Genomic DNA, 17,040 nt, shown 5'->3' on the forward strand with positions numbered 1-17,040 from the left:
GCCTGGTTCATAATACGGACTATCGGCATGAGGGATTTCGAGAGCATGCTTCCCCAGGCGGGAGGCGGGCTTATTACAGGAATTGTAAATCACTCTTCGCTGCCGATGTTATATCGGGGTGAACATCTAAATCTTGGAGTATAGCTCTTTTATGTTTTTCCATGATTTGTAGTTTTCGTGTAATTTTTTCCATGCCTCGCCATGTCTGTAGCAGGCGAATGATTTCCTCAGCAATGTAACGAGCTTGTTATTACTGAGTTCCTTGGCTCCGTCGAACAATTTTTTACAGACCGCGAGTCCGAATCCGTCGGGCGTTTCGATTTCCAGTATCTCGTAGCGTTTTCGGGTCCTTCTTTTCAGAGTGTCGAGAAGGATTCTTGGACCCCACCACCCGCACTTGTCCGGATATATGTCGTGAAAAATTATCAGGCCGTTTTTTCTTACCTTCGCGTGGTAAAGATTGTAATCACGTAGCACCCCGTTGAATGTATGATCGCCGTCGATGAAAAGAATATCTATCGAATCTATTCTGGAGAGCAGATCGCCGGCCAGTTCATGAGACGAACCTTTCAGAAAAACGATTCTATGCTCGAGCCCCGACTTTCTTGAGTTTTCTTCCGCTAACTGCAAAGGGTTTTCAACATCCTGTTTTAAAAACAGGGGGTGCTTGGCGTGCGGTTGGAACAGGTCTATCCCGTAAACGGTGCCTGCTCCCTGCCGGTTATCCTCCATCGCCTGGGCGAAGCAGATGGTCGAATACCCTATGAAGGTGCCGATTTCCACTATGGTCCTGGGTCTCAGGTTCCTGGCGATCGAATACAGGATTTCTCCGACGCCAGGATGTACGGAGACGGGGTGTGTGAATTGACTATTGGATAATTCGTTCAATACATCGTTAACTTTGGTATATACCTGCATGCCCTGTTATTTAATTTTTATCCATTCCTGAGTGATTTACAAATAAGACCGTACGGAGAGTTCCGTTTACGTAGGACGAGTGGAATCCTATTTCGCGTATCTGAAGCTGCTTATATATATTATAGGTAATAAGAGTATGCTCATCATCTCACCTATGATGAGGGATAGTATGAGCTTCCAGACGTTATGGAAATTGCTGTCTCTTTCGTTGAAATCCATCGTCATGGACTGAAAGCTGTAGCTCTTCACGGCTGCGAACGAGAACGGGGAGCTGTTCCTGAAGCTCACGGCGATATCGAATTTCTTGAACAGCATCTTCACGAATATGGGTAATAAATATAGGATGCTGTACGGTTTTGTCGTATTGATCTTTATCAGATTCTGGAAATCTTTGTCGAAAAAGTCTTTCCTGTCGTCGGAAATTAAAAGCGTAAAACTTGCTTCAGGGTAAATTCTCGATAAAAAATTGTAGGCGTTATGGATTTCGTCCTTATCTCCGTCGTTCAATATGAGGACATTCCTTACGTTTCCGGGGAAATCGGTTGATTCATTCGAGGCTTCGTTAGGCAAACCGTTATTAATTTTTTTACCCCATCTGCCCACTACAAAATCCAGGATGCCCTCGAAGCCTAGCTTCATCGTGTCTTCCCTGCCGTTGAGGCCCAGGAAGATGAGCGATGTGCATTTGTGTCTGAGATATGTGTAGAAGACCGACACCCTGTTCCTCAAGCCTATATGCTTCGTATACGTCAACAGGGAGTTTCTATTCCCGTAATAGTAGTCCGCCATTATGCCTCTCTTCTCGGTGAACGCCGGATGGTACACTATCGAGCTCAGGACTGAAACTACTTTGAAACCGCTTTCCTTGAACTGCAGACCCCAGTCCATATCGTCCCAGAAGAAAAAGTACCTCTCGTCCATGAGCCCCACTCTTTCGAGCGCGCTCGCGCGGGCTAGGGCCGAGCATATGGCGACATAATCAACTTCGATCACTCCGGACGCTATGTTCAGATTCCTCGTATTCCTGTAGAGCGGCTGGACGCCTATCGAGTCGCGTTTGAGGAAAGCCCCCGCTTCGACCGTGATGTCCCTTCTGTCGGAGTCTATGATCCTCGAGCCTGCAATCCCGATCGTCTCGTCCCGTTCCATCGCATCTACTAATTCCCCGAGCGTGTTTGGCTCGACTTCCGCATCGTTGTCGAGGAGCCAGACGTATTTGTAATCCCGGTTTGCGAGCGCGTGCCTCATGCCGGAATTGAATCCGCCCGTGCCGCCGAGGTTGTCGGTGTTCACTACGAGCTCTACGCTTGGGAACCTCTCCCTTATGGCTTCGGCCGAGCCGTCCGTCGACGCATTATCGACGACCACAGTGTCGTGATTGTCATAATCCAACCCTTCGAGCGACCTCAGCAGTTTCAGGGTGTCATCCCTTTTATTCCAATTGACGATGATTATGGCAACCTTAGGGCTAACGCACAGCTGCTTGCCTTCTAGCACGTTCATTCGAATCTCATGCATATATGTCTTAAGTATACACCCGTTATTTAAAAAAATATCTACACCTGTTATATCAATAAAGTAAGGTGTTGCAGGGAGTTAGAGGTAATAATACTTTAACCAAGCCTTATCTTGCGATCATAAAGGTGTCGAAATTAATCCTTCTTTGTACAGTATGTCAGCAGGAAGTATCAGCATAAATCAGTTTGTAATTTGTGATGCTAATAAGAAGCCGGTGTTTTTGCGAATGAGGGGTTCCGGTAATATAGAATTTGCCTGACGGAGTTCAAAGCAACAGCCTTATTTTGCAACCGGAAATTCATTCTATAGGGATGGGATAGATTTGTAGATATTGATCTTATCTCCTGTTGAAATAAAGCGGCTATCACTATTGAGATGTTAAACTTTTCAAATAGACAAAAGGCATAAGGATTATAGCGAGCAATTCCCCGCCAAGAAACGACACAAGTAATTTCCAAGAGGCGTATATGTTTTCTTTGCTCTTAACGAAGTAATCGCGTTTATGATCGTAAAGATAGTATTTTTTAACTGCATAGGAAAAAGGGAGCATGGAACGGCTGGGACTTATGCAGAGATCGTAGTTGGATTCCAGTATTTCCTTCAGAATTGAAATTGTTTGAAGCGTCGATTGCTTATATCCCTCGAATATTATAAAACGGTCAATTTTTAGGTCCTTAAAAAGCTCTAATCTGTCGGATTGAATGAGAAGTGAGATGTGGCAGCCGGAGCTTTTTTCTTTCAGCCCTTCTACCATCCTCTTGATTAATGTATAGCTTCCGTTAGGCAGGATGAGTATCTTTGATTTATTGCTTATGTTTAAGCCCTCGAATAGAATTATCTTTGATGCTGGGTCGGGCGTGTCATCCGTTTTCACGGACAGGCTGGATTTGTAGAATTTCCCGCGTATGAAATCAAGCGGCCCGTATATAAGCAGCTTCGAGGTCGTATGGAGGCCGCTCAGAAGTGAATATACGACCCCTTTCCCGGTGCCGCGCAGCATGTTGAGAAGATATATAAACCTTTTGACTCCGTTCTGGTGCTTTGTGATCGTCAGGAGACCGTTCCTGATGTCGTAGTACGATATGAGCGGGTTTATGGGCTTGTCCTCAAGGCCGTGATAGGCTTTCGACTTGGGGGACGCCATCACCTTGTACCCGGCCTGCTTCGCCCTGAGCGAAAGATCAATATCGTCCCAGTGTATGAAGTACCTCTCGTCCATCACTCCGATCTTGTATAAGGCTTCGTTCCTGACAAGGGACGAGCAGGCGGCGACATAATCGACCTCCGTGGTCTCGATCTTCTCGATAGCGCTAAGCCTGTTGTTCCTGTAATTGGGTTTCCACGTCCCTATGGACCACGATACGTATGCGCCGAGCTCGACTATCATGTCCATGTCCGGCTCCATGATGATGGAACCCGTAATGCCCACTTTATCGTCTCCTTCCATTACCTTGACGAGCTCTATGAGCGTATCCCTCTCGACGACCGCGTCGTTATCGAGGAGCCACGTATACTTGTAGCCCCCTTTCCTGAGCACGTACCTTAGCCCCGTGTTGAAGCCGCCCGTCCCCCCCAGGTTCTCGGAGTTCACTATCAGGTTTACGTGCGGGAACTGCTCCCTGAGGGTCCTGACCGTGTCGTCCGTGGAAGCGTTATCGACCACAATTATGTCGTGGTTATCGTAATTGATGCTCCGGAGCGACGTCAGGAGCTCGAGGACATAGCTTTTTTTATTCCATGTCACTATGACTATTGCAACTTTCGGATTTTCGCTCATCAGACTTCCATCCGCCCGGCTCCGGATTTGATTTCTATTATAGCCTAAAATCCGCCGTTTACGAATTAATAATCTCGCCGCTTTTTATGAACAATATCCTGTCCGTGAGCTCCTCCATCCTTTTCTTGTTGTGGGAGACGATCAGCACGGTTTTGTTGTCTTTTTTGAGCTCTTTGATCTTGTCCATGCACTTCGCTTGGAACGATTCGTCGCCGACGGCCAGGATCTCGTCGATCAGTATTATGTCCGCGCTGCTGTGAACGGCTATCGAGAAACCGAGCCTGGCGTTCATTCCGTTAGAATATTTCTTGACCGGCATATCCATAAACCTTTGTTCTATTTCCGAAAAATCGATGATGCTCCCGGTCTTTTCCCTTATTTCCCTGATCGACATCCCTATTATGGTGCCGTTCGTGTATATGTTCTCCCGTCCGGTAAGGTCCGGGTGGAACCCGGCACCGACCGATATCAGGGGCGCCACCCTGCCCGAGACCGCGACTTCACCGAGGTTGGGGTACGTAACGGACGCTATCAGCTTGAGCACCGTCGTCTTTCCCGCTCCGTTCGGACCGAACAGCCCCACGCACTCCCCTCTCCTGACGGAGATGTTTATCCCCTTGAGCGCCCAGAACTCTCCTTCCGAAAGCTTCTCTCCCGGACCTCTTCTGAACATATCGGAGATCTCCTCCCTGAGGGACTTGTGGAATATGTCCCTCGTCGAGTACTTCTTCCATACGTCGTTGAACACTATCATTCCGTCAGATGACATCCGCGAAGTCCCTTTCGGTTTTTATGAAAAACCTGTAACAGAGATAATAGAAGGCCGCCACTATAACGCTTACGAAGACGAACTGCCACACTACCACTCCCCGCCCCTCGATCAGGCACCTCCGCATATTCTCGATGATAAACGTCAGGGGGTTGAAAAAGAGTATGAGCTTGAATTTAATGCTCAGGTCGTCGATCGAATAAAGGACGGGCGAAGCGAAGAAGAGGAGCTGTATCAGGAACCCTGTAGCTAGCTTGACGTCCCTGTAATATACATTAAGACTCGAAAGAAGTAGGCTCATCGAAATTGTAAACACGAACAGCAGCAGGAGGAGCGGCAGCATCCACAGGATGTTGTATGTGATGTGTATATGATAAATAAAGAGCATCGGTATAAAAATCACGGATGCAATTGCGTAGTCGAGTAATGCCATGACTATACCTGAGAGGGGGAGTATCTCCCTCGGGAAGTATATCTTGGTGATGAGGGAGTAATTCCCGGTGAGGCTCGTGAGCGAGTAATTCACGGATGACGAGAAAAACGTCCACGGCAGCAGGCCCGAGTAAAAAAATATGGTTTTGGGGTAATCCGATACCGCCGCCTTGATGAGATAGGTGAACACGAACGTGAAGAGGAGCATCATGCTGAGCGGCTGAATCACCGCCCATAAAGCGCCGATATAGGATTGGCGGTACCTGATGTTGAATTCCCGCCAGATATAGACCAGAAAGAGGTCTTTATAAGGTAGCAGTCTCTTAATCATGAACGTCGGCCGGCCTGACAAGGCCCGGCCGGGTCTTAATTATACTCTAAATTTTTGCCCGTAATCGCGTAAACGATACCCAGCGCGAAGCCGAGGCTGAATTTCCCCTGCATCCTGTATTTTGTGCTGAACGGGTAAACGAGCTTCGGGATGTACCTCGCCCCGTTTATTAGAAGCATGATCCATACCGGCAGGGGGTACCTGTTCCTGAGCTTTGCGAACGAGGCCCCTACGGCTGCCGCCTTGTTCAGGCTCCCCAGTATCAATGGTGGATGCATATAGCTCGCGGTCTCCGAGCGTCTGACTTTTTTCCGGGCGGCCGTGAGCCTGACGACAAATTCGACATCCTCCTGCCCGATTATCCCGTCGACGAATCCGCCGAGCTCCCGCAAGGTCTCCCTCCTGTAGGCCATGCATCTGTTCGAAGGATAGTAGGGGTCGTGGAAGCCGTACCTTCCCTCGATGAGGCAATAGCTCGCGCTCCCGCGCGGAATAACGGCGTCGGGCTCCCCGTCACCGAAATCGCTCACGAGTTTTGAGAGGAATCCCCCGTCCATGATCACGGTATCGTCGTCGAGGAAGAGCACGTACCTTCCTCTCGACTTATTGAGGCCGAAATTCCTCGCGTAACCCATGACGCCGAAATTCTCCTCCAGGGCGTAATACCTCGAATTCAATACGGGCTCGAATTCCCTGAATAAGTTTCTGCCCTCCTCCGTCCCGCCCCTGTCTTCAACGAGAACCACTTCGAATCTTTTTTTATCATAACCCTGCCCGGCGAGGCTCGTCATTATGCCCCTCAGAAGATCACCCCTGCCGTAAAAGTTTATAACGCAGGATAAATCACACCCGGGATCGGCGTCGCCCACCTCTGCATCGCCTTTCAGCGAAAAGGGGAATAATTCATAAGCTGCGGCCAGTATTCTCGGTCTTATGTCCATTCGGTTGTTGAGGCTATTGAGGTTATAGATTAAATTAGTAGTTTTATCTGTATAAAGTCAAGTGTTGCGGATGAAACTATGGGCGCGGACAGGCGGATATTAGTCACGATTGGCGATATTACGGATATGGACGTAGACGCGATAGTGAACGCCGCTAACACGGACCTCCTCCTCGGGAGCGGTGTTGCGGGCTCGATAAGGAGGAAAGGCGGGCCGTCCATACAGGCGGAATGCGACAGGCTCGCCCCTATACCCTTGGGCGAGGCTGCGGTCACGGGGGGAGGGGCTCTTAAGGCCCGTTACGTCATACACGCGGCCGGCATGCGCCCTGGCGGCGAGGTCGGGGAGGAATCGCTCATTTACGCTACCAGGAACAGCCTCAGGAGGGCCGACGAATTGTCTCTCCATTCGATTGCTTTTCCAGCGATAGGAACGGGTGTAGGGGGCTTTCCGGTAGAGGAGTGCGCACGGATTATGATAAGTACGGTTACGGACTATCTTGCGAACGAAGATACTTCGATCGAGAAAATATACTTCGTCCTTTTCGACGAGCCCGCGTTCAGGTTCTTCGAAAAGGTGCTAGGCGGCGGGGGGGACGCTTAATCGGGCATGCAGCTCCACGCACAAGACGGCACGATCGGTGAATTGGAGAAACTCCTCAAGTTGAGGAACCCCGTAAAGATTGCGGATGAAGGGGGGTTCGTTCACGCAGCCGTAATGATGATATTGAACGAGGGCACTGGCGGTCTCTCCATGCTTTTCATCAAGAGGCCGGAGAGTGATATCGACGCCTTCTCCGGGCATATGGCTTTTCCCGGAGGAAAGTTGAAGGAAGGAGACGAAAGCAAGCTCGACACCGCAATACGGGAGACTTACGAGGAGCTCGGGATCGACCTTTATACGAGCGGCAGGGTGTTAGGAGAGCTCGACGACATAAATCCTTATAACCCCCGCGCGGAAAATTACATAGTCACCCCTTTCCTTTCGACCCTGAAGGAGGAGGTCCCGATAGTGCCCAATCTCTACGAGGTCGAGGCTTCGGTCTGGGTCCCCGTCAAGCACCTTAAGGACGAAAGGAATTTCACGGTCAGGTTAAGGGAGAGGGACGGGGTATTGGTCGAAGATTACGTATATAGTTTCGAGAAATACATTATATGGGGAATGACGGGCAGGATAGTTCACGGATTCCTTTCCTTTTCCTCCCATCTTTTCTGAATTTCTGGATTTTCATACCCTCTGGTGATAGACTTCAGACAAAGATATATAATGTATACAGGGAGATAATAATGCGGGGTGTAAACAAAGTAATATTGATCGGCAATCTGGGGCGCGACCCGGAAATCAGGTACACGACGAGCGGACAGGCCGTTGCAAATTTCACGATAGCGACCACGGAAGGGCGTACGAACAAGGAAGGGGAGAAGCAGGAATATACCGAGTGGCACCGCATTGTCGCGTGGGGGCGGCTGGCTGAGATTTGCGGAGAGTATCTCTCGAAGGGGAAGATGATATACGTGGAGGGATCGATCAGGACGCGATCCTGGGAAGATAAAGAAGGCAAGACGAGATGGACGACCGAAATAGTGGCGAAAAACATGCAGATGCTGAGTCCGGCCGGGGGTAAGGCGGAGCCTTCCTCGGGCAGGGAGGAGCGGGTGCCGGAAGATTTCGATATCGATGAGGACGCATTCGGCTCCGATGACGATATACCGTTTTAAATTCGCTTCTCAACCGGTTAGTTAGCGGCCGTTTCCGTCATCGCAACCGTTCGGATACGGTCTAGTTAGCGGAATCTGAATACCATATGAATAAAACGATTATTAAAAGAGTTGAAAAACCCTGGGGATATGAATTGTGGTGGGCTCATACGGACAAGTACGTCGGAAAGATCCTCCACATAAACAAAGGGGAGAGTCTCAGCTATCAGTACCACGAAGTCAAAGACGAATCGCTCTATCTGTACAGCGGGAATATGCTGCTGGATTATCATGAAGAGGGCGGGGAAAAAGAAACCCTCACGCTCTCGTCCGGAAGCTCCGTCAGAATAAGGCCATACACCAAACACAGGATGACCGCGCTTGAGGATTGTGAAGTATTCGAAGTCTCTACCCCTGAGATCGATGATATAGTTAGGATCGAAGACAGATACGGGAGGTCTTGAGGCGGTATATGAGCGTAGCGGCGGTCATTCTTGCGGCCGGCATCGGAAAAAGAATGAAATCAGGCACCCCGAAGGTCCTCCACCCGGTACTGGGCAGGCCGATGCTGAGCTACGTCCTGGACGCGGTCAGGGGAATTTCACCGAAAAAGATAGTCGTTGTCGTGGGCCACGGAAGGGACGATGTCAAGGAGTCCCTCGGCTCAAACGGCGTTCACTTCGCCGAGCAGAAAACACAGCTCGGGACGGGTCACGCCGCCAATTGCGCCCGCGGGGAGCTTGCGGGTTTCAAGGGAAATATTTTGATTCTTAACGGAGACTTCCCGCTCATAACCTCGAAGTCGCTTAATAGCCTTGTTAAAAAACATATACACGAGAGGGCTGACGTTTCGTTCCTCACAGCCAATGTGGCCAGTCCTTCCGGCTACGGAAGGGTTCTTAGGAACGGTAACGGAGAGGTCGAAAAGATAGTAGAGGAGAAAGACGCTTCCCTGGGGGAAAAGAAAATCGCGGAGATCAACTCGGGGACTTACTGCGTTAAGGCGGGGTTTCTATGGGACTCCCTCCGCTCCATAAGTTCGGGAAACAGACAGAAGGAGTACTATCTTACGGATATGATCGAAATAGCGAGAAAGCGCTCGCGCAGGGTTCTGGGGGTATTGGCGCGTGACCCGAGCGAGGCCCTCGGAGTTAACGACAGGGTCCAGATGTCGGAGGTCGAGGCGCTGCTAAGGAAAAGGATCAACGATTCTCTTATGCGTGCGGGCGTTACCATGGTCGACCCCGGTACGACGTTTATCTCGCCTGACGTAAGGATCGGACCCGACACCGTTATATACCCGAATACCTATATCTACGGTAAAACGGTCATCGGCAGGGGTTCCTCGATCGGCCCCGGCGCCTGGATCGAAGACTCCGCGCTCGGAAACGGTGTCACAGTCAGGCTATCGTCCTACATTTCGGGATCCGTCATAGGAGACAATGTAACCGTGGGTCCATTCGCGCACTTGAGGCCCGGGGCCGAGATACTGGACAGTGCGAAGATAGGGAATTTCGTCGAGATAAAAAAGTCCAGGATCGGGAGAGGCTCCAAAGTCCCCCATCTCTCATATGTGGGCGACGCAGTCATCGGGAAGGATGTGAATATAGGGGCGGGTACGGTCACATGTAACTACGACGGGTTCCGGAAGCACGAGACCGTCATAGACGACGGCGTCTTCATAGGCAGCGATACCATGCTGGTCGCGCCTGTAAAGGTCGGCAGGGGAGCCACCACCGGTGCTGGCTCTACGATTACGAAAGACGTACCCGAGGGCGCGCTCGCGATAGGGCGCGCAAGACAGACCGTGATTGAGAACTGGAGCAGAAAGCCGAGGGAGGGGAAAGGGAAGAAATAGATGTGCGGGATAGTAGGCTACGTCGGAAATCAGAAAAAAACGCTTGACGTGCTCCTGGAAGGCCTCTCTAGGCTCGAGTACAGGGGATACGATTCGTCCGGGATCGCGCTCATGGAAGGGGGGCGACCCAGGGTATTCAAAAGCACCGGCAAGCTGGCCAATCTCAAGAAAAAGATAGGGAAGCACCCGCTAGAGGGGCTTCTCGGTATAGGACACACGAGATGGGCGACCCACGGCGATGCGACCGAGAAGAACGCGCACCCGCACGTCTCGGCTGGGACGTCGGTCGTGCACAACGGGATTATAGAGAACCACTCGGAGCTCAAGAGCGAGCTCGTTAAAAAGGGCTACAAGTTCTATTCCGACACCGATACGGAGGTGCTCGCTCATCTCATCGAGAGCTGCTGCGGTCCTGAGGTACCGTTCGAGGACGCCGTAAGGGCGGCCTTCAGGAGTGTGGAAGGGTCATACGCCGTAGCCGTCATATCGGACAGGGCGCCCGATAAAGTTATCGCGACGAGAAAGTTCTCGCCCCTTATCGTGGCCGTCGGCGATCACGAAAACTATCTCGCGTCCGACGTGCCGGCGATCCTGCCTTACTGCAGGAACGTAATATTCCTCGAAGACGGCGACGTCGCGGTGCTCGAGAAGAACGGCGTCAGAATTACGGACCTCTACGGCGAGAGCGTAGAGAGGGCCGTACAGACTATCAATTGGGACCCTGTTTCGGTTGAAAAATGCGGATACCGCCACTTCATGATAAAGGAAATCCACGAGCAGCCTCAGGCCGTGCTCGATACGATGAGGGGCAGGTTTTCCGAAGAGTCGGGTGAGGTCTTTTTCGAGGGTTTCGAAGGCTATCCTTATAAAGACGTCAACCGGATAGTCGCGCTTGCCTGCGGCACGTCTTACCACGCGTCCCTCATAGGCAAGCACATGATCGAGGCGATAGCCCGGATCCCGGTACAGGTGGAGATTGCGTCCGAATTCCGCTACAGGAATCCGATCATCGACAAGAACACCCTCGCAATCGCTGTCTCGCAGTCTGGCGAAACGGCCGATACGTCGGAAGCACTGTTTGAGGCCAGGGCCTCAGGCGCAAAGACACTCGGCATAACGAACGTGCTCATGAGCAAGATCGCAAGGGACGCGGAAAAGGTCATCTATACTCATGCGGGCCCCGAGATCGGCGTAGCGTCGACCAAAGCCTTTACCACACAGCTCATCGCCTTCTACCTTTTGTCGGTTTACCTCGGCAGGATTAAGAAACAGATCGACAAGAACGGCTCACTTGAGCTCATCAGAGACGCAATAAGACTGCCACAGCTCATTCAGATGACGCTCAGGCTCGATGACGAAATCAAGGACCTGGCCAAGGATTACTTCCATTACAGAAACTTCCTCTACCTCGGACGAGGGATCAGTTATCCGGTCGCATTTGAAGGCGCTCTCAAGCTGAAAGAGGTCTCCTACATACACGCCGAAGGGTATGCTGCCGGAGAGATGAAGCACGGCCCCATCGCGCTTATAGACGATGAGATGCCGGTCGTTCTCATAGCGCCCAACGACGGCATTACTTACAAGAAGATACTCGGCAATCTTCAGGAAGTGAGGGCGCGCCGGGGGAAAGTAATATTTCTCACGTCCGATACCTCGCCCGACGAGCTCAGGGGGAACGTCGACCGGGTCATAGAGATACCCGCGAGCAATTATCTCCTGAGCCCCCTCATATCCGTCATCCCGCTCCAGCTCCTCGCCTATCACATAGCCGTGCTCAAAGGGACGGACGTCGACCAGCCGAGGAACCTCGCCAAGGTCGTCACCGTCGAGTAAAGAGACGTCTCCGCTGCTATGCCTGTGCAGATTCCGGACTTCGGAACCGCTATTCTTCGTTCCTCGTTTTCAAACGCTATAATATCTGGTAGATTTACCGGCTTCTTGCAGTATTAACCGAAAAATAAAGGGGTCGCGATTGCAATGAAAGTGCTTGTTGTCGGTTCAGGCGGCAGGGAACACGCCTTGTGCTGGAAAATAAGGCAGAGTCCGCTCGTTAAGACACTCTTCTGCGCCCCCGGAAATCCGGGCATTTCAAGACACGCCGAGTGCGTCGATATCAAGGTATCCGACATAGAGGGGCTACTCAGGTTTGCGAGGGCCGAGGAAATAGACCTCACCGTCGTCGGCCCCGAGTTCCCGCTATCCCTCGGTATCGCCGACAGGTTCAACGAAGAGGGGCTCGCGGTCTTCGGTCCTTCGAGAGCTGCATCCGAGATCGAGACGAGCAAGGTGTTCTCAAAAAACCTGATGAGAAAATACGGAATTCCCACGGCTTTCTTTTCGGCGTTCGACGACTTCGAGCAGGCGGTCGAATGGGTGAAGGAGGTAAAGCCCCCTCTCGTTATAAAGGCAGACGGGCTCGCTTCGGGTAAAGGCGTATTCATATGCAGGACGGAAACCGAGGCCGTGGAAGTCCTGGACGATATTATGAGGCGGAAGATATTCGGCGATTCGGGCGACAGGGTCGTAATAGAGGAGTTCCTCTCGGGTGAGGAGGCATCATTTTTCGCCGTTACGGACGGGACGAATGTGCTTCCCCTCGAGTCCTGCCAGGATCATAAAGCCCTTCTCGACGGCGACCAGGGGCCTAACACGGGCGGCATGGGCGCATACTCGCCTGCCCCTGTAATAACGCCGGAGCTCGCTCAGGAGATCATGCGCCTTATAATCATACCGACCGTCAGGGCTTTAAAGGAGGAAGGGAGGGAGTATAAGGGGGTCCTCTATGCAGGCTTGATGATAGAGGGGGGCGAGCCCAGGGTGCTTGAATATAACTGTAGATTTGGCGACCCTGAGACCCAGCCCCTCATGATGAGGATGGATTCTGATATAGTGCCGGTTCTATCGGCTGTCGCCGGGAGAGGTCTCTCGGGTGAAAAGGTCGAATGGAAGGACGAAGCTTCGGTATGCGTGGTTCTCGCTTCCAAAGGTTATCCAGGAGACTATAAGAGGGGGGCGGTTATCACGGGGCTCGATGTCGTAGACGGCATGGATGACGTCGTTGCGTTCCATTCCGGCACCTCCTTCGCTAACGGCGGCATCGTGACGGACGGCGGCAGGGTGCTGGGGATTACGGCACTCGGCAGGACAATACCCGAAGCTATAAACCTTGCCTACCAGGCGGTCGGGAAGGTAAACTGTGATTCTCTCTGTTACAGGACGGACATAGGGAAAAAAGCGCTCAGGCACGTCATCCTGACGGAGCCTATTGGCAGGTTGAAGGGAAAGGAGTCGTGAGATGGCTGAAATCTGGTATCTCCCAGTTGATTCGGAATCGGTCGAAGGCATGGAAGCTCAGTACGAGCGACCGTTTCACCAGGCTATTGAGCTCCTTGAGCTTACACCCGAGAAATGGCAGTGCGGGCCGGACGAGTTTCCGGGGCTTAAAACCGGGAATCCGCTCATCGACGAAAGCGGCTATGTATATGTAATGCTCAGGGTCGGCGGGGACGAGGTAACAAAGTATGAAGACCACAGGTGGAAGCCCGGATGGTACAGGTCCTCGCTCACCATCGTCGGGTTTGAAAAAAATCTAAGGAAAAAACCTAAATAATTGGTCTATTTGTCTTGACAGCGGTTTTCTTTTCGGGATATATTAATTGGATTACCTTTTTATGGAGATAAGTATTCGTGCCTACTATCAGTCAGCTGGTCAAAGACGGAAGAAGAAGGGCTAAAAAGAAGAGTAAAGCCCCCGCGTTACAGAATTGTCCTCAGAGGAGAGGGGTCTGCGTCAGGGTTTACACCACTACCCCCAAGAAGCCTAATTCGGCGCTTAGAAAAGTAGCCCGTATAAGGCTCACGAACGGTATCGAGGTCACCGGTTACATACCGGGGGAAGGGCATACGCTTCAGGAGCACTCCGTAATACTGGTAAGGGGCGGAAGGGTGAAGGACCTGCCGGGCGTGAGGTACCATATCGTAAGAGGTACTCTCGACTCTACGGGCGTGGCTAACAGAAGGCAGAGCCGTTCGAAGTACGGGGCGAAGAAACCCAAATAATCTAAGGGAAAAACATATATGCCTAGGAAGGGATCAGTTTCTAAAAGAAAAGTTCCCGTCGATCCCAAGTTCGGTGATTTGACGGTCGCGAAGTTCATAAACTCGCTAATGCACGACGGCAAGAAGAGCAAGGCGGAAATGATATTCTACGGTTCGCTGAAGCTCATCGCCGAAAAGACCGGTAAGGACCCCCTCGAGGTCTTCAATACGGCTATGGACAACATAAAGCCGGGAATCGAGGTCAGGCCCCGCAGGGTCGGCGGCGCCACGTATCAGGTGCCGATGGAGGTGAGCTCCTTCAGGAAGCAGTCCCTTGCCATCAGATGGCTCCTCGCCTCTGCCAGGAAAAGGGACGGGAAGTCCATGATCGACAAGCTCACGGGTGAAATACTGGACGCTGCGGAAGGCCGCGGCGGCGCAATAAAGAAGAGAGAAGATACGCACAAGATGGCGGACGCGAACAGGGCTTTCGCCCATTACAGGTGGTAATAAACAGCGGAGGAGTATTGTGGAAAAGGCTATACCTATAAATAAAGTAAGAAATATCGGGATCGTGGCGCATATAGACGCAGGGAAGACGACTACCACCGAGCGTATCCTGTATTACACGGGTCTCACCTACAAGATCGGCGAAGTCCACGAAGGCACTGCCACGATGGACTGGATGGAACAGGAAAGGGAGAGGGGGATTACCATCACCTCCGCAACCACGACCTGCTTCTGGAATGACCACAGGATAAACATCATCGACACCCCCGGGCACGTCGATTTCACCATCGAGGTCGAGCGTTCGCTTAAGGTCTTGGACGGGGCCGTCGTAGTGTTCGACTCCGTGGGCGGCGTCGAGCCCCAGTCCGAAACAGTCTGGCGGCAGGCCGACAGGTACAGGGTCCCGAGGATGTGCTTCGTGAACAAGATGGACAAGATCGGGGCCGATTTCGCGAAGGTGGTCTCGCAGATAAAAGACAGGCTGAACGCCAATCCCGTACCTCTCCACACGCCTTATTTCGAAGGCGACAATTTCAAAGGAATAATAGACCTTATTAAAATGAAGCTTGCGCTCTGGGACGAAGACTCCCTGGGCCTTAAATACGATTGGTACGATATACCCTCCGAGATGAAGGAAGAAGCCGATGCGGGAAGGGACAAGCTGATAGAATCCCTTGCCGACTTCGACGAAGCGATAATGGAAAAATACCTGAACGGGGAACCAGTCTCTGAAGAAGAGATAGTGGATTCGATAAGAAAATCCACTATCGGGTTGAACATAGTGCCGGTCATACTCGGCTCCGCGTTCAAGAACAAGGGCGTCCAGCTCCTCCTCGATTCGATAGTGACCTATTTGCCATCTCCGCTCGATGTCCCTCCGGTCGAAGGAATAAATCCGGATACGGAGCAGGGAGAGGTGAGACACCCGAGCGACGACGAGCCGTTCTCGGCGCTTGCCTTTAAGATCATGACCGACCCGTTCGTGGGCCAGCTCACATATATAAGAGTTTATTCGGGAAAGCTCGTTTCGGGCTCAACCGTCTATAACTCCACGAAGGGCAAAAGGGAGAAGATCGGAAGGCTCGTCAGGATGCACTCGAACAAGAGGGAAGATATAAAGGAGATAGGCGCTGGCGGCATTGCGGCGGCGGTCGGCCTCAAGCTGACTACCACCGGCGACACGCTCTGCGACGAGGCTAAACCGATAATACTCGAAAGCCTCTATTTTGCTGAGCCTGTGATATCGATCGCGATAGAGCCCAAAACCAAGTCCGACCAGGAAAAGCTCGGCATCTCCCTCAATAAAATATCCCTCGAAGACCCAACATTTAAAGTTAAATACGATGATGAAACAGGCCAGACCCTTATATCGGGTATGGGCGAATTGCACCTGGAAATAATCGTTGACCGTCTCAAGCGCGAGTTCAACGTCGATGCCAACGTCGGCAAGCCCCAGGTGGCTTACAGGGAAACGGTTACCAAGAACTCCGACGTCGAAGCCAAGTTTATAAGGCAGACGGGCGGCAGGGGCCAGTACGGGCACGTAAAGATAAAGATGGAGCGCGGAGAGGAAGGCTCGGGTGTCACGTTCGTCGACGAGATCAAGGGCGGAACGATACCGAGGGAATACATCCCGGCCGTGGAAAAGGGCATCAAAGAAGCTTCCGAAACGGGAGTCGTCGCCGGCTATCCGGTCATAGACGTGGTCGTCAAGCTCTACGACGGGTCCTATCACGAGGTGGACAGCTCCGAAATCGCGTTCAAGATCGCTGCATCGATGGCCTTCAAGGACGCCGTTATGAGGGCGAAGCCCATAATCCTGGAGCCTCTGATGAAGGTCGAGGTGGTCGTGCCTGAAGACTTCATGGGCTCCGTGATGGGCAACCTGAGCTCTAGAAGGGGTAAGATCATGGGCACAGAGCTCCGCGGGAACATGCAGGCTATAAGGGCCGAGGTCCCGCTCTCCGAGATGTTCGGGTATGCGACCGAGCTCCGGTCGATGACGGAGGGCAGGGGATCGTTCACGATGGAATTTTCGCATTATTCTGCTTTACCGGAATTACTTTCGGAAAATCTGAAAACTAACGTAAGGGCTGTTTAAAGAAACAGGCCGCGAACTTCACGTTAAGGAGGTAACACCAGGCGATGTCTAAGGAGAAATTTGCGCGGGGGAAGCCGCACTTGAACATAGGTACGATAGGACACGTGGACCACGGTAAGACCACGCTCACTGCGGCGATAACGAAGGTAT

The 17,040-nt window shown here is 51.9% G+C and carries 18 protein-coding genes; 12 read left to right on the forward strand and 6 right to left on the reverse strand.

Going from position 1 to position 17,040, the window contains the following annotated elements:
- Positions 1-126: 126 nt before the first annotated feature.
- From AB1598_10825 to AB1598_10850, 6 genes are all read right to left on the reverse strand, one after another.
- The gene (locus AB1598_10825) at positions 127-888 is read right to left on the reverse strand and encodes a class I SAM-dependent methyltransferase (GenBank protein ID MEW6145499.1); all 762 of its coding nucleotides are present in this window, start codon (positions 886-888) and stop codon (positions 127-129) included.
- 117 nt (positions 889-1,005) lie between these two features.
- Positions 1,006-2,421, reverse strand: coding sequence for a glycosyltransferase family 2 protein (locus AB1598_10830; protein ID MEW6145500.1), 1,416 nt, complete (start codon positions 2,419-2,421; stop codon positions 1,006-1,008).
- 382 nt (positions 2,422-2,803) lie between these two features.
- Positions 2,804-4,213 carry a glycosyltransferase family 2 protein gene (locus AB1598_10835; protein ID MEW6145501.1) on the reverse strand — a complete coding sequence of 470 codons (1,410 nt, stop codon included), beginning with the start codon at positions 4,211-4,213 and terminating at the stop codon, positions 2,804-2,806.
- Between the two features lie 58 nt (positions 4,214-4,271).
- On the reverse strand, positions 4,272-4,982 hold the full coding sequence (locus AB1598_10840) for an ABC transporter ATP-binding protein (GenBank protein MEW6145502.1): 711 nt from the start codon (positions 4,980-4,982) through the stop codon (positions 4,272-4,274).
- Positions 4,972-5,745: an ABC transporter permease gene (locus AB1598_10845; GenBank protein ID MEW6145503.1), complete on the reverse strand. Its 774-nt coding sequence runs from the start codon at positions 5,743-5,745 to the stop codon at positions 4,972-4,974. Before AB1598_10845 ends, AB1598_10840 begins: the two co-directional genes overlap by 11 nt.
- A gap of 35 nt (positions 5,746-5,780) precedes the next feature.
- A complete protein-coding gene (locus AB1598_10850; protein ID MEW6145504.1) occupies positions 5,781-6,686 on the reverse strand; it encodes a glycosyltransferase family A protein in 906 nt (301 codons plus the stop codon).
- 78 nt (positions 6,687-6,764) lie between these two features.
- Between AB1598_10850 and AB1598_10855 the strand changes: the two genes are divergently transcribed.
- The 12 genes from AB1598_10855 to AB1598_10910 form a co-directional block, all read left to right on the forward strand.
- Positions 6,765-7,289: a macro domain-containing protein gene (locus AB1598_10855; protein ID MEW6145505.1), complete on the forward strand. Its 525-nt coding sequence runs from the start codon at positions 6,765-6,767 to the stop codon at positions 7,287-7,289.
- Positions 7,290-7,295: 6 nt separating this feature from the next.
- The gene (locus AB1598_10860; GenBank protein ID MEW6145506.1) at positions 7,296-7,901 is read left to right on the forward strand and encodes a CoA pyrophosphatase; all 606 of its coding nucleotides are present in this window, start codon (positions 7,296-7,298) and stop codon (positions 7,899-7,901) included.
- A gap of 71 nt (positions 7,902-7,972) precedes the next feature.
- Positions 7,973-8,404 (forward strand): single-stranded DNA-binding protein, encoded by a 432-nt coding sequence (locus tag AB1598_10865; GenBank protein ID MEW6145507.1) that lies wholly within the window; start codon positions 7,973-7,975, stop codon positions 8,402-8,404.
- An 86-nt stretch (positions 8,405-8,490) separates the two neighbouring features.
- Positions 8,491-8,847: a cupin gene (locus AB1598_10870; GenBank protein MEW6145508.1), complete on the forward strand. Its 357-nt coding sequence runs from the start codon at positions 8,491-8,493 to the stop codon at positions 8,845-8,847.
- A gap of 8 nt (positions 8,848-8,855) precedes the next feature.
- Positions 8,856-10,241 (forward strand): bifunctional UDP-N-acetylglucosamine diphosphorylase/glucosamine-1-phosphate N-acetyltransferase GlmU, encoded by a 1,386-nt coding sequence (gene glmU / locus AB1598_10875; GenBank protein MEW6145509.1) that lies wholly within the window; start codon positions 8,856-8,858, stop codon positions 10,239-10,241.
- On the forward strand, positions 10,242-12,074 hold the full coding sequence (gene glmS, locus AB1598_10880; protein ID MEW6145510.1) for a glutamine--fructose-6-phosphate transaminase (isomerizing): 1,833 nt from the start codon (positions 10,242-10,244) through the stop codon (positions 12,072-12,074).
- Between the two features lie 144 nt (positions 12,075-12,218).
- On the forward strand, positions 12,219-13,535 hold the full coding sequence (purD, locus tag AB1598_10885; protein ID MEW6145511.1) for a phosphoribosylamine--glycine ligase: 1,317 nt from the start codon (positions 12,219-12,221) through the stop codon (positions 13,533-13,535).
- A gap of 1 nt (position 13,536) precedes the next feature.
- Positions 13,537-13,851, forward strand: coding sequence for a hypothetical protein (locus tag AB1598_10890; GenBank protein MEW6145512.1), 315 nt, complete (start codon positions 13,537-13,539; stop codon positions 13,849-13,851).
- 77 nt (positions 13,852-13,928) lie between these two features.
- Positions 13,929-14,300 (forward strand): 30S ribosomal protein S12, encoded by a 372-nt coding sequence (gene rpsL / locus AB1598_10895; GenBank protein MEW6145513.1) that lies wholly within the window; start codon positions 13,929-13,931, stop codon positions 14,298-14,300.
- Positions 14,301-14,318: 18 nt separating this feature from the next.
- Positions 14,319-14,789 carry a 30S ribosomal protein S7 gene (gene rpsG / locus AB1598_10900; protein MEW6145514.1) on the forward strand — a complete coding sequence of 157 codons (471 nt, stop codon included), beginning with the start codon at positions 14,319-14,321 and terminating at the stop codon, positions 14,787-14,789.
- A gap of 19 nt (positions 14,790-14,808) precedes the next feature.
- Positions 14,809-16,890 carry an elongation factor G gene (gene fusA / locus AB1598_10905; GenBank protein ID MEW6145515.1) on the forward strand — a complete coding sequence of 694 codons (2,082 nt, stop codon included), beginning with the start codon at positions 14,809-14,811 and terminating at the stop codon, positions 16,888-16,890.
- A 44-nt stretch (positions 16,891-16,934) separates the two neighbouring features.
- Positions 16,935-17,040, forward strand: a 106-nt coding sequence (locus AB1598_10910) for a GTP-binding protein (protein ID MEW6145516.1), incomplete at its 3' end; no start/stop codon positions are given.

The sequence above is a fragment of the Thermodesulfobacteriota bacterium genome, assembly GCA_040754335.1.
Classification (GTDB): Bacteria; Desulfobacterota_D; UBA1144; order Nemesobacterales; family UBA2774; genus 2-12-FULL-53-21.

Excerpts from the sequence above, each read along its gene's own strand:
- AB1598_10890 (MEW6145512.1), top strand. The coding sequence starts at position 13,537 with ATGGCTGAAATCTGGTATCTCCCAGTTGATTCGGAATCGGTCGAAGGC.
- AB1598_10855 (MEW6145505.1), top strand. The coding sequence starts at position 6,765 with ATGGGCGCGGACAGGCGGATATTAGTCACGATTGGCGATATTACGGAT.
- AB1598_10830 (MEW6145500.1), bottom strand. The coding sequence starts at position 2,421 with ATGAACGTGCTAGAAGGCAAGCAGCTGTGCGTTAGCCCTAAGGTTGCC.
- glmU (MEW6145509.1), top strand. The coding sequence starts at position 8,856 with ATGAGCGTAGCGGCGGTCATTCTTGCGGCCGGCATCGGAAAAAGAATG.
- AB1598_10850 (MEW6145504.1), bottom strand. The coding sequence starts at position 6,686 with ATGGACATAAGACCGAGAATACTGGCCGCAGCTTATGAATTATTCCCC.
- glmS (MEW6145510.1), top strand. The coding sequence starts at position 10,242 with ATGTGCGGGATAGTAGGCTACGTCGGAAATCAGAAAAAAACGCTTGAC.
- AB1598_10840 (MEW6145502.1), bottom strand. The coding sequence starts at position 4,982 with ATGTCATCTGACGGAATGATAGTGTTCAACGACGTATGGAAGAAGTAC.
- AB1598_10865 (MEW6145507.1), top strand. The coding sequence starts at position 7,973 with ATGCGGGGTGTAAACAAAGTAATATTGATCGGCAATCTGGGGCGCGAC.
- AB1598_10860 (MEW6145506.1), top strand. The coding sequence starts at position 7,296 with ATGCAGCTCCACGCACAAGACGGCACGATCGGTGAATTGGAGAAACTC.
- AB1598_10835 (MEW6145501.1), bottom strand. The coding sequence starts at position 4,213 with ATGAGCGAAAATCCGAAAGTTGCAATAGTCATAGTGACATGGAATAAA.
- purD (MEW6145511.1), top strand. The coding sequence starts at position 12,219 with ATGAAAGTGCTTGTTGTCGGTTCAGGCGGCAGGGAACACGCCTTGTGC.
- AB1598_10870 (MEW6145508.1), top strand. The coding sequence starts at position 8,491 with ATGAATAAAACGATTATTAAAAGAGTTGAAAAACCCTGGGGATATGAA.
- AB1598_10845 (MEW6145503.1), bottom strand. The coding sequence starts at position 5,745 with ATGATTAAGAGACTGCTACCTTATAAAGACCTCTTTCTGGTCTATATC.
- rpsG (MEW6145514.1), top strand. The coding sequence starts at position 14,319 with ATGCCTAGGAAGGGATCAGTTTCTAAAAGAAAAGTTCCCGTCGATCCC.